The 11,107-nt window shown below is 72.3% G+C and carries 13 protein-coding genes; 10 read left to right on the top strand and 3 right to left on the bottom strand.

Going from position 1 to position 11,107, the window contains the following annotated elements:
- Nucleotides 1-48 precede the first annotated feature (48 nt).
- Together ACN27J_RS17330 and ACN27J_RS17325 are read right to left on the bottom strand one after the other, a co-directional pair.
- Complete coding sequence (locus ACN27J_RS17330; protein WP_278172040.1) at nucleotides 49-411, bottom strand: hypothetical protein; 363 nt, start codon at nucleotides 409-411, stop codon at nucleotides 49-51.
- Between the two features lie 15 nt (nucleotides 412-426).
- Complete coding sequence (locus ACN27J_RS17325) at nucleotides 427-714, bottom strand: hypothetical protein (RefSeq protein ID WP_233606437.1); 288 nt, start codon at nucleotides 712-714, stop codon at nucleotides 427-429.
- A gap of 370 nt (nucleotides 715-1,084) precedes the next feature.
- Between ACN27J_RS17325 and folP the strand changes: the two genes are divergently transcribed.
- The 6 genes from folP (at nucleotide 1,085) to ACN27J_RS17295 (ending at nucleotide 5,618) form a co-directional block, all read left to right on the top strand.
- Entirely contained in the window at nucleotides 1,085-1,957 is an 873-nt protein-coding gene (gene folP / locus ACN27J_RS17320; protein ID WP_278172039.1) for a dihydropteroate synthase, read from the top strand.
- Nucleotides 1,954-2,376, top strand: coding sequence for a dihydroneopterin aldolase (gene folB, locus ACN27J_RS17315; protein WP_421367388.1), 423 nt, complete (start codon nucleotides 1,954-1,956; stop codon nucleotides 2,374-2,376). The genes folP and folB overlap by 4 nt, the downstream gene beginning before the upstream one ends.
- The gene (folK, locus tag ACN27J_RS17310) at nucleotides 2,373-2,900 is read left to right on the top strand and encodes a 2-amino-4-hydroxy-6-hydroxymethyldihydropteridine diphosphokinase (RefSeq protein ID WP_278172037.1); all 528 of its coding nucleotides are present in this window, start codon (nucleotides 2,373-2,375) and stop codon (nucleotides 2,898-2,900) included. Before folB ends, folK begins: the two co-directional genes overlap by 4 nt.
- 91 nt (nucleotides 2,901-2,991) lie before the next feature.
- Complete coding sequence (locus ACN27J_RS17305; RefSeq protein ID WP_282232595.1) at nucleotides 2,992-3,459, top strand: DUF3180 domain-containing protein; 468 nt, start codon at nucleotides 2,992-2,994, stop codon at nucleotides 3,457-3,459.
- A 209-nt stretch (nucleotides 3,460-3,668) separates the two neighbouring features.
- A complete protein-coding gene (locus ACN27J_RS17300; protein WP_421367384.1) occupies nucleotides 3,669-5,225 on the top strand; it encodes an ABC transporter permease in 1,557 nt (518 codons plus the stop codon).
- 72 nt (nucleotides 5,226-5,297) lie between these two features.
- A complete protein-coding gene (locus tag ACN27J_RS17295) occupies nucleotides 5,298-5,618 on the top strand; it encodes a hypothetical protein (RefSeq protein WP_421367382.1) in 321 nt (106 codons plus the stop codon).
- Nucleotides 5,619-5,639: 21 nt separating this feature from the next.
- Here ACN27J_RS17295 and ACN27J_RS17290 read toward each other — a convergent pair whose 3' ends face one another.
- A complete protein-coding gene (locus ACN27J_RS17290) occupies nucleotides 5,640-6,629 on the bottom strand; it encodes an ABC transporter ATP-binding protein (protein ID WP_421367381.1) in 990 nt (329 codons plus the stop codon).
- 2 nt (nucleotides 6,630-6,631) lie between these two features.
- On the opposite strand from ACN27J_RS17290, the gene ACN27J_RS17285 reads away from it, so the two are divergent.
- The 4 genes from ACN27J_RS17285 to ACN27J_RS17270 all read left to right on the top strand — a co-directional run bounded on the left by ACN27J_RS17285 (nucleotide 6,632) and on the right by ACN27J_RS17270 (nucleotide 11,106).
- Nucleotides 6,632-7,324: an ABC transporter permease gene (locus ACN27J_RS17285; RefSeq protein WP_421367379.1), complete on the top strand. Its 693-nt coding sequence runs from the start codon at nucleotides 6,632-6,634 to the stop codon at nucleotides 7,322-7,324.
- Nucleotides 7,321-8,061: an ABC transporter permease gene (locus ACN27J_RS17280; RefSeq protein ID WP_421367377.1), complete on the top strand. Its 741-nt coding sequence runs from the start codon at nucleotides 7,321-7,323 to the stop codon at nucleotides 8,059-8,061. The genes ACN27J_RS17285 and ACN27J_RS17280 overlap by 4 nt, the downstream gene beginning before the upstream one ends.
- A 238-nt stretch (nucleotides 8,062-8,299) precedes the next feature.
- The gene (locus tag ACN27J_RS17275; protein WP_421367375.1) at nucleotides 8,300-9,304 is read left to right on the top strand and encodes a glycine betaine ABC transporter substrate-binding protein; all 1,005 of its coding nucleotides are present in this window, start codon (nucleotides 8,300-8,302) and stop codon (nucleotides 9,302-9,304) included.
- 113 nt (nucleotides 9,305-9,417) lie between these two features.
- Nucleotides 9,418-11,106 carry a hypothetical protein gene (locus ACN27J_RS17270; RefSeq protein WP_421367372.1) on the top strand — a complete coding sequence of 563 codons (1,689 nt, stop codon included), beginning with the start codon at nucleotides 9,418-9,420 and terminating at the stop codon, nucleotides 11,104-11,106.
- Nucleotide 11,107 lies beyond the last annotated feature (1 nt).

Raw genomic sequence — 11,107 nt, 5'->3', positions numbered from 1 at the left:
GCCCGCCAGCCGGGTGGGCGGCGGCTGCGGTTCGGTGGTCGGTACGGGTCATGCCAACTCCTCCCGAATCCGGATGTGGCTGGCGACCAGCCGCGGGTCTCGCTGTTCAGTGGCGGGTTCCCTGGTGCGGCGCCAGTCGGTGAGGGCGGTCCGGACCACCATCCGGGCGGGCCGATCCGGGTCGACGTACCGGAAGATGAAGGAGGTGGTGACGATCGCCAGTGCGATCTCCCAGGCGGGGAAGAGCTCCACGGTGAAGGTGAACGCCCAGTGGATGAACATGTAGAGCGGTACGAGGAGGATGAAGACCCCGTACTGGGCATATGGCAGGTGGATCGGCAACGTGTAGCCGGGCGGGCCGAGGTAGACCAGCCGGGCGCGGTAGATGTCGTCGTCGGTACGCAGCCGCATCCTGTGCCCCGCGCTCTATTCGAACATCAGGTTGATGAGGTAGTCGCCGACGAAGAAGAGCGTCGCCGCTCCGGCGATGAACGCCAGACCCACGATCGCGATCGCGGAGCTGGTCAGGACCTTGGAGATCTCACCTTTGCTGGCCCGGCCGATGAAGATCACGCCCAGCACCGCCAGCAGGATCGGCGCGACCTTGCTGGCAAGGAAGGAGACAACGCCCTCGGTGTTGAAGCCGGTCGGTGCCGGGTCCGGCTCACCGGCCGGCGCGGCCAGTAGCGGCAGCGTGTCGACAACGGAGGCCATGGCGGCGTTGACCGTGTCGACGAGCGTTGTTTCGATCATGGGAACCTCCCCGGTGTGCGGCCGGCGAAGCCGGGGCACTGCAGTTGTCCAGCCTCACGGACGTGTCGGGTCGTGCCGCGAGTTTCGACCCTGCGTCCGGCGATCACCGCGTACGGTGAAGATTTGTGGGCTTTTTGTCCAACTTCAGCCCTTCTCCTCGGCGTTGCCCTCGCTGACCACCAGCAACTGCAAAGCGTACGGGCCACCCCTGTCTGGTACAAGCTGCGTGCAACTCGACCGACAGCGCCGCCGTGCCGCCGTTGTCTGGTTCGAGAGTACCCAGCATGCCCTCTGCCGGCCGACACCGAGCCGCGCCGGTACCGTCCTATCCGTGACCGATCTGCTGCGGCCGGCCCGGCCGGTCGTGATGGGCGTTCTCAACGTCACGCCTGACTCCTTTTCCGACGGCGGGCGGTACGCCGACCTCGATGCCGCCGTCGCCCACGGCGTCCGGCTGCACCGCGACGGCGCCGACCTGATCGACGTCGGCGGTGAGTCGACCCGTCCGGGCGCGGTGCGAATCGACGCCGAGACCGAGGCAGCCCGGGTGCTTCCGGTCGTCCGGGCGCTCGCCGCCGCCGGCGTACCGATGAGCATCGACACCACCCGGGCGACGGTCGCCGCCGCCGCGCTGGCCGCCGGGGCGGCGGTGGTGAACGACGTCTCCGGCGGTCTGGCGGATCCACGGATGGCCGAGGTGGTCGCCGAGGCCGGCTGCCCGTGGATTCTGATGCACTGGCGCGGGCACTCCGACCGGATGCAGGACCTGGCGCACTACCGCGACGTGGTCGGCGAGGTCCGCGCCGAGCTCGCCGCCCGGATCGACGCCGCGCTGACCGCCGGGGTGGCCGCCGACCGGCTCGTCGTCGACCCCGGTCTCGGCTTCGCCAAGCGGGCGGAGCACAACTGGCAGCTCACCGTCCGTCTGCCCGAACTGCTCGACCTCGGTTGCCCGTTGCTCTTCGCGGCCAGCCGCAAGTCCTACCTGGGCCAACTGCTCGCCGACCCGGCAGGCCAGCCACGGCCGGTCGACCAACGGGCCGCGGCGACCACCGCCACCAGTCTGCTGGCGGTCGCCGCCGGCGCCTGGGGAGTCCGGGTACACGACGTCCGGGACACCGTCGACGCGCTGGCGGTGTGGCAGGCCAGCGGACGCCCCCGGATCGTCCCGGACGCCGCCGAGCCGCCGGGGAGCCGTCGATGACCGACCATCAGCCCGCCGCAGGGCCGTCGCCCGACCCGGGTGACGCGCGGCCGTCGACGACCGACCGGATCGTGCTGACCGGGCTGCGTGCCCACGGTCGGCACGGCGTCTACCCGCAGGAACGGGCCGCCGGGCAGGACTTCGTCGTCGACGTCGAGCTCACCGTCGACCTCGCGCCGGCGGCCGCCTCGGACGACGTCACCGACACCGTGCACTACGGCGAGCTGGCCGACCGGCTGGTCGCGATCGTCGGCGGCGAGCCGGTGAACCTGATCGAGACGCTGGCCGACCGGCTGGCCGCCCAGTGCCTGGCGGACCACCGGGTCCGTTCGGTCACGGTGACCGTGCACAAGCCGCAGGCGCCGATTCCGCACCAGTTCACCGACGTCGCGGTCGTGCTGACCCGGAGCCGACCGTGACCCGGGCGGTGCTGGCGCTGGGCAGCAATCTCGGTGACCGGTACGGGCGGTTGCGCGCGGCGGTACGGTCGCTGGACGACGTACTGCTGGTCGTCTCCGGGGTCTACGAGACCCCGCCGTGGGGCGACCCGGCGCAGCCCGACTACCTCAACGCGGTCGCGCTGGTGGCCGACCCCGGTGCCGCGCCGGCCGATTGGCTCGACCGGTGCCGCAGCCTCGAACGGGCCGCCGGGCGGGTGCGTGACCCGGACCGGCCGTACGGGCCCCGCAGCCTGGACGTGGACGTCGTCGCCGTGTGGACCGACGACGACACCCCGGTGTTCAGCGACGACCCTGAGCTGGTGCTGCCCCATCCCCGGGCGCGGCTGCGGGCGTTCGTGCTGCGACCGTGGATCGACATCCAGCCGTACGGCCAACTGCCCGGCCACGGCTGGCTGACCGACCTGCTCAACCACGATCCGGTCGCCGGGGACCTGCTCGAACTGCGCCCGCGACCGGATCTGCCGCTAGAGTCGACCCAGTGAACGTGCGTCTGTCGATCACCTTGCCGGGGCTGATGCTGCCGTGACCGGACCGGGAGTCAGCCCGCGTGGCCGGGAGCCTGACGAGCCGCGGATGGGGCCTACCAGGCTGTCCACCCTGGTGGTGGCGGCGCTGGCCGCCGCGGCGGTCGGCTGGCTGGTGATCAGCAGCTGGTACGTACGGATGCCGGTCCTACCCTGGCTACCCTCCGTGACGCTGGCGGCATTGGCCGTGTTCGAAGGGTACGCGGCGCTGAACACCCGGGCCCGGGTCGACCGCCAGCCCGGGCACGATCCGGTCAACCCGCTGCTCGCCGCCCGCTTCGTGGTGCTGGCCAAGGCGTCCTCCCTCGCCGGGGCGATCTTCGCCGGCTTTTACGCAGGCCTGGTGCTGTGGCTGTTCATCCAGCCGACCCGGGCGGCGAGCAACGACCTGCCGGCCGCCGGCAGCGGTTTGGTCGCCGCGGTCGCGCTGGTGGCGGCGGCGCTCTGGTTGGAGCGGGCCTGCCGGGTCCCGGACCGCCCGGAGGACTCCGACGCCCCGGACCAGCCGGCCGACTGACCCTTCCGCTGCCTGACTGACCGGTCTGTCAGGCCGGTCAGCCGGGCCGGTGCGGACCCGGCATCGACCCGGTTCCGGGCAGCTCGGCCGGATACGGGGGGTGACGGCCGGACCTGGTCGCGGGTACGGTGCCTGCGACCGGTACGGCTGCCCGGGCCACCGCGCGGACGCCACACGCTGGTCGACTGAGCGACCAGAGGAGACGCGGTATGGCGTACGACGATTCGCCTTATCGCCGGCGGAACGCGAGCACCTCGGATCCGACCGGCCACCGTCCGCCCGGCGACACCCGCTACGGCGACACCCGCTACGGCGACGCGCGGTATCCGGCGGCCGAGCCCGGTCGTCGCGGCCCCGCCAGCTACTCGACGAGCTCCTTCTCCACCGTTGCGGACTTTTCGACCACCGGAAGCTCCACCACCGCGGACTCCGCCGCGACCGGGAACTCGCCCACTGCCGCGGACCGGCCCACACGTGGCTCCACTACCGCCCGGGCGGCCACCCGGCACAGCCGCCGTCGCCGGACGTCCACCGCGCTCGACGACGTCTTCGACGACCCCTACCACGGCGAACGCGGCCGGGACCGGCTCGGCGTGCACCTCGTCTGGGAACTGATCCTGCTGCTGGCGGTCGGTGGGATCGGCTATCTCCTCTACCAGGTCGACCCGGGCCTCACCAGCGCCGGCACCCGCGACCCGCTGCTGGTCTACGCGACCGGGCTCGGCCTGTTCGCGCTCGCCGCCGGGATCACGCTGCGCGCCGGGGCGCCGAACCTGGCCATCGGACCGGTGGCGGTGGCCGCCGCGCTGCACTTCGCCGAGAACGGCGACAACGGCGTGGTGCCGGTGCTGGTCACCGGCATCATCTGGGCGGTGGTGCTCGGCGCGGGGACGGCGCTGCTGGTCACCGGCCTGCAGGTGCCCGGTTGGGCGGGCAGTCTGGTCGCCGCCTGCGTGGCGGTCGTTTTCATCCAGCAGCGGTCCGGTCCGGTCGACCTGCAGGGTGCCTTCGACCCGACCGGACAGGCGTTCCTGCTCTTCGGCGGCTTCGTCGTGCTGGCGCTGGTCGGCGGATCCCTCGGCACGATCAAGTCGATCCGGCGGGGGGTCGGGCGGTTCCGCCCGGTCGCCGATCCGGCTGATCGGCGGGGCGGCGTCGCCGCACTGGTCACCAGCGGTGCGCTGATCCTGTCGATGGTCTTCGCGGTGGTCGGCGGGGTGCTGCTGGCTGCCGTCGGCAACGGCCCGGTCAGCCCGTCGGTGGGGCTGGAGTGGACGGCGGTGGCGATCGGCGCGGCGATGCTCGGCGGGACCAGCGTCTTCGGCCGCCGGGGCGGTGTCTTCGGGTCCGTGTTGGCGGTGATCGGCCTGACCCTCTTCATCAGGTACGCCGAGCTGCGCGACCTCGACATCGCGCTGTACGCCACCGGTGCCGTCGCGGTGGTGGTCGGGCTGGCAGTGACCCGTCTGGTGGAGACATTCGGCCGGCCACGGTCGACCTCGGTCGACGACGCCGACGAGGCCCATGAAGCCGAGCAGACCGCGGGCGAGTCGACTGGTGAACCCGAGCCGGTCTACTACGACGGTCAGCCGGCGGACTGGTCGGAGCCGGCCCGGGCCGAGGCCGGGTGGCCGTCCGACCCGCCAACCGGCGGCCAGCAGTCCTGGTCGGCCTCCCTGCCCGCCCAGCCGGCACCGGCCCGGGACCGCTGGGACACCAGTGACAGCTGGGGCGCTGACGACCATTGGGGCACCGACGGTCGCTGACCCGCCGGCAGCTAGCCGCCGAGCAGGCTAGCTGCCGAGCCAGCGACGGGCCGGCGGGTTAGGCTCGGTTCCATGACCGAATCGCCGGCCGCGAACCGCGCCACGCCGACCTTCGAGGAGCTGGATCAGCTCTCCACCGAGCAGTTGCGGGAGCAGGCGTTCGAGCTGGCCCGGCAGCACAAGGACCTGGGCTTCTTCTGGTCGATAACCCAGCGGCTGTCCCGGGCCGACGACGCCAGTGAGCTGGACGGCGCGCCGAACTCGATCGGCCCGACCGTCGAGGACGCGGTGGCGCTGTGGCGGGAGTTCACCGGCCACGAGTACGGCGAGTCGGAGCCGTTGCTACGGGCGGCGTTCATCGACTACCTGCTGCGGCCGGGGCAGCGGCGCTGACGCAGGTCAGCTGGCGTCGGGTCAGCTGGCGTCGAGGATCCGGCGTCGGCTCACCACGCCGACCGGCTGGTCGGCGTCGTCGACCACTCGGGCGTGCTCCGCGCCGGTGACCAGCAACCGGGCCAGCGCGTCGTAGAGCGAGGTACCCAAAGCGAGGGTGGGCAGCCCGGCCGGACCCGGGGCCGCCGGGTCGTCGTCGAGCAGTTCGCGGCTCACCGGGGTGACCGCGAGCCGGCGGATCGCCCGGTCGGCGCCGACGAACTCGGTCACGAACGGGGTCGCCGGCCCGCCGAGTAGTTCGGCCGGTGCGGCGTACTGCTCCAGCCGGCCGCCTTCGGACAGTACGGCGATCCGGTCGCCCAGCCGTACCGCCTCGTCCAGGTCGTGGGTGACCAGCACGATCGTCTTGCGTACCTCGGCCTGCAGCCGGAGGAACTCCTCCTGCAGCCGGCCGCGGGCGATCGGGTCGACCGCGGAGAACGGCTCGTCCATCAGCAGGACGACCGGGTCGGCGGCCAGCGCCCGGGCGACGCCGACCCGCTGGCGTTGCCCGCCGGACAGCTCGTGCGGGTAGCGCTTGCCGTACCGGCCCGGTTCCAGCCCGACCAGGTCGAGTAGTTCGTCGGCGCGGCGCCGGATCCGGTCCCGCTGCCAGCCGAGCAGCCGGGGGACCGTGCCGACGTTGGCCCGGATCGTCTGGTGCGGGAAGAGCCCCACGTGCTGGATCACGTACCCGATCCGGCGGCGCAGCAGTACCGGGTCGACCTGGGTGACGTCCTCGTCGCCGAGCATGATCCGCCCGGTGGTCGGCTCGATCAGCCTGTTGATCATCCGGAGCACGGTGGACTTGCCGCAGCCGGACGGGCCGATCAGCACCACCAACTGGCCGGCGGGGATCTCCAGGGAGAGGCTCTGTACGGCGCGCGTCCCGTCCGGGAACTGCTTGCCGATGTCGGTCAAGGTGATCGCTGCCGCGCCGTCGGCGTCGGTGTCCCGCACGGTACCGTCCACCTGTGTCCTTCCACCTGCTCGCCGACCGGGCTGACCCGGGTAACCCGTGGTTCTCCGGTCAGTACGTCCGGGACAACTGGTCGACGATCGTCGCCGCGTTGACCGAACACGTCACCCTGACGGTACAGGCGGTGCTGATCGCCACGCTGCTGGCGGTGCCGCTGGCGGTGGTCGCGTACTGGTTCCGGTCGCTGACCGGGCCGATCCTCGCCCTCACCGGCGTGCTCTACACCATCCCGTCGCTGGCGTTGCTCGCCTTCGTCGCACCCTACGTGGGCGCGACAAATCCCGCGTCGGTGCTGATCGCCCTGGTGCTGTACGCGTTGCTGCTGGTCGTGCGCAACTCGCTGGCCGGGCTGAGTCAGGTGCCGGCGACGACCATCGAGGCGGCCGACGGGATGGGGTACGGCCGGTTCGGTCGGCTGCTGCGCATCGAACTGCCGTTGGCGCTGCCCGGCATCATGACCGGCTTGCGGCTGGCCACGGTCTCCACGGTCGCGCTGGTCACCATCGGCTCGCTGATCGGCTACGGCGGCCTCGGTGACCTGATCTTCAGCGGCTTCCGGAACAACTTCTACAAGGCCCAGATTCTCACCGGTACGCTGCTGAGCGTGGCGCTGGCCCTGCTGCTCGACCTGCTCCTGGCGGGTGCCGGTCGGCTGCTGACGCCCTGGGCCCGGCGGGTCGCCCCGTGAGCCGGCGGACCGTGGCGGCGAACCCGGTCGAGCAGGCGGTGACCTGGCTCAACGACCCGCTCAACTGGACCAACCCGGGTGGGGTGCTGGACCGCCTCGGTGAGCACCTGACCATCTCGGCCGCCGCGGTCGCGGTCGGCTGCCTGGTGGCCTGGCCGGTCGGACTGTGGCTCGGGCACACCGGCCGGGGCGGCGGCCTGGTGGTGCTGGTGTCGAACCTGACCCTGGCGGTGCCGACCATCGCCCTGCTGTCCATTCTGCCGCTGACCTTCCTGGGCTTCGGCAAGCCGCCGGTGATCCTGGCGTTGGCGGTGTTCGCCGTACCGCCGCTGCTGGCCAATGCGTTCACCGGGATCCGGCAGGTCGATCCGCAGGTGCGGGAGGCGGCTCGGGGGATGGGGCTGTCCGGCTGGCAGGTGCTGCGCCGGGTCGAGCTGCCGCTCGCGGTGCCGTACCTGGCGGCCGGGTTCCGGACCGCGGCGGTGCAGGTGGTGGCGACGGCGGCGCTGGCGGCGTTCGTCAACGGCGGAGGTCTCGGGCAGATCATCAGCGCGGGCTTCGGGTTGGGCATCTCGATCGGCGGCGGCCAGATCCTCGCCGGCGGTCTGTTGGTGGCGACCCTGGCGCTGATCACCGAAGGGCTGCTGGCGGTGCTCGAACGGGCGTTCACTCCGCGGCCGCTGCGCCGGACCGGCCGGCGGGCGGACGAGCAGGCCAGCGCGGTCGGCTCGGGTTGAGCGCGTCGCTTTCCGTTTGGGCCGGATGACGATCCGGTGACAACCGATCTTCATCTGTTGTCGGACCCTACGGTGAGGATGTTCGGTAGAGGGAACGGGTGACGGCATGCCGGCACGGGCCGGGGCCCCGTCGCGGCTGCCGTGCTGCCCGCAGCACGCTCGCGCGGGCATGTGCCGCGCCCGTCGGACACGCGGCCGGCCCGATGGGGTCGCGCCGGGACACAGGAGGCGGGCAAACATGCATGCACGGACACGTATCGCCCTGAGCGCGGTCGGCGCGCTCACCGCGGCGGGTTTCCTCGCCGCATGTGGCGAGGCGGGGTCATCCGGCACCGAGGCGCCGGATGCCGGCGCGTCCGGTGCCGGCTGCGCACCGGTAGCCGGAGACCAACTGGTGGTGCTGACCGACGACAAGAACCTGCAGAACACCGACAACATCGTGCCGGCGGTCAACGACGACGCGGCATCGCCGCAGGTCATCGCCGCACTGAACAGGGTGTCGGCCGCGTTGGACACCGAGAAGCTGATCGGGCTCAACCGGGCGGTCGACGTCGACCGGCAGACGCCGCAGGCTGCGGCCGAGGAGTTCGCCGCCGCCGAGGGCCTGACCGACGGTATCGAGACCGGACCGGGCGGTGAGCTGATCGTCGGCGCGGCCAACTTCAGTGAGAGCGAGACCCTGGGCGAGTTGTACCGGATCGTGCTGACGGCGGCGGGCTACGACGTCACCGTGCAGCAGATCGGCAACCGTGAGCTGTACGAGCCGGCGCTGGAGACCGGGGAGATCCAGGTGGTGCCGGAGTACGCGGCAACCATGGCGGACTTCATCAACAACAAGGTCGCGGGGGAGAACGCGCCGGCGATCTCGTCGCCGGACCTGGACGAGACGATGACCGGGCTCCGCGAGGTCGGCGAGCAGGTCGGTATCGTCTTCGGCGAACCGTCCGCGGCACAGGACCAGAACGCGTTCGCGGTGACCAGTGCCTTCGCCGACGAGTACGGCGTTCGTACGCTTTCCGACCTGGCGGAGAAATGCTCCGGTACGGCGACCGTCCTGGGCGGTCCGCCGGAGTGCCCGCAGCGTCCCAAGTGCCAGGAAGGGCTGGTCGAGGTGTACGACTTCCGGGCCGGGGAGTTCAGCTCCCTCGACGCCGGTGGGCCGCAGACCAAGACCGCGTTGACCACCGGCGAGATCAGTGTCGGTCTGGTGTTCTCGTCGGACGGGGCGTTGGCGACCGGCTGATTTCCGTGGCTGGCGCGGACTGTCGCCGGCCACCCGGGCTGTGGAGCCTACCTTCTCGGACAGCAGGCGGTACCCGTTCCGTTGATCTGTAGATGTCGGTAGGCTCCACAGCCATGTCCGCTCCCGAGGCCGAAGAGGAGCCGCGCCGCACGGTTCCGCTCAAGTGGCTTACCTGGGGTGGCCTGGGCCTGGCGCCGCTGGCTGCGCTTTTGCTGCTGCTCGGCGACGGCGACGGCTCGTTGCGACTGGCGATGGTGATCGCTATCGCGTCCGTGGTGTTGATCGGATTGTCAATCACATTGCGTGGCGGCGTGGAAACTATGCGCGCCGACATGGAGGATGCGCTTGTCGAGGAAATGGACGTGCTCCGCGAGGACGTGCGCAACGACATTTCCACCGCCGTCCGGGCGACGCACCGCGCCTTCGGCGAGAAAATGCAGGTGGTTCAGGACGACGTCGAGGCTCTTCGCGGCCAACTGGACGTGGTCCGTGCCGAGATCGCCCGCAGTGAACCGGCCCGGGAACAGCCGGGCGGTGACCGCGCCGGCTACGACCGGTTCGATCAGGCTGCTCCGGCGTCCGCCGTACCGGCGGCGGTGCCGGCCTCCGGCCCGACCGGGGCTGCCGGCTACGGCGGCCAGTACGGCTCCAGCGGCCAGTACGGCTCCGGCGGCCAGGCCGGTCGGGCCTCGGTCCCGGCGGTCAGCGGTACCGTACTGCCCCGCCAGCAGGGGCCGAACGGCGTCGTCCGGCAGCCGGAGACCGTCCAGGTGAGCACCCGGCAGGTCGTCGACCCACGAGCCGACGACGAGCCCGCCGGCACGGTGTACGGCGGGACCCGCTACGGCGGCCGGGGCGGCGAGTCCATCGACGGTGAGTGGTCCGCACCGGCGGCCCGTGGTCGGCGTTCCGCCGAACCGGACGAGGAGTCGTGGACCGAACGTCGGCTGCGCGACCAGCCGGAGGAGCGCTGGTCGTGGAGCGGCGACCGGGACGACAGCGCCGAGCAACGGTACGGCGACCGACCCGTCGACCGGTGGGACGTCGGGCGGGCCGACGGCTTCAGCACCGGGTCGCCGGCCGAGCGGTGGCCGCCGGCCCGCGACGACGACTACCCGCCGGCCCGCGACGACTACCCGCCGGCCCGGTCCGGGGCCGGTGCCCGCAACGGCCGGTACCCGCAGGACCGGGGCGACCTCCCGGGGCCGGGCGGTGACCGGGTCGCGGACGAGCCGCCGTGGCGGGACGCCCGGTGGGACCAGCGGATGGCCGACCCGTCGCCGGACGGCCCGGGGATCAGCGGGACCGGCCGGCGTGCGGCGCTGCCGGCGCTGCCGGCCGGCAGCGGCGCCGAGTCGCCCCCGGCCTGGTCGTCGCCGGCCCGCGATCCACTCGACGACGAGCCGGTCCGGCGCAGTCGCCGGTACCGGGACGAGGAGGACGACGTCGGTCGGCGGTTCCGCGACGACGACCCGCCGCGCCGGTACCGGGACGACGAACCGCCCCGCCGGTACCGGGACGAGGAACCGGCGGACCCGGGCCGGCGCTACCGCGACGACGCGTCCGGCCGGCGCTACCGCGACGACGAACCGCCCCGCCGGTACGCGGAGGAGGGCACCGCCGGCCGCCGGTACCGCGACTACGACGACGAGCCGGGCCGGCGCTACCGCGACTACGACGACGGCGCCCCGGGCCGGCGCTACCGGGACCCGGACGACGGTGGCCGACGCTTCCGTGACGACGACGGCCGTGGCCGCTTCCGTGACGACGCCGACTACCCCGACGACCGCCGCTGGCGGTAGG

Origin of the sequence: Solwaraspora sp. WMMB762 (genome assembly GCF_049179115.1) — a bacterium.
Taxonomy (GTDB): Bacteria; Actinomycetota; Actinomycetes; order Mycobacteriales; family Micromonosporaceae; genus Micromonospora_E.
This window is presented reverse-complemented; position numbering and strand designations above follow the sequence as displayed.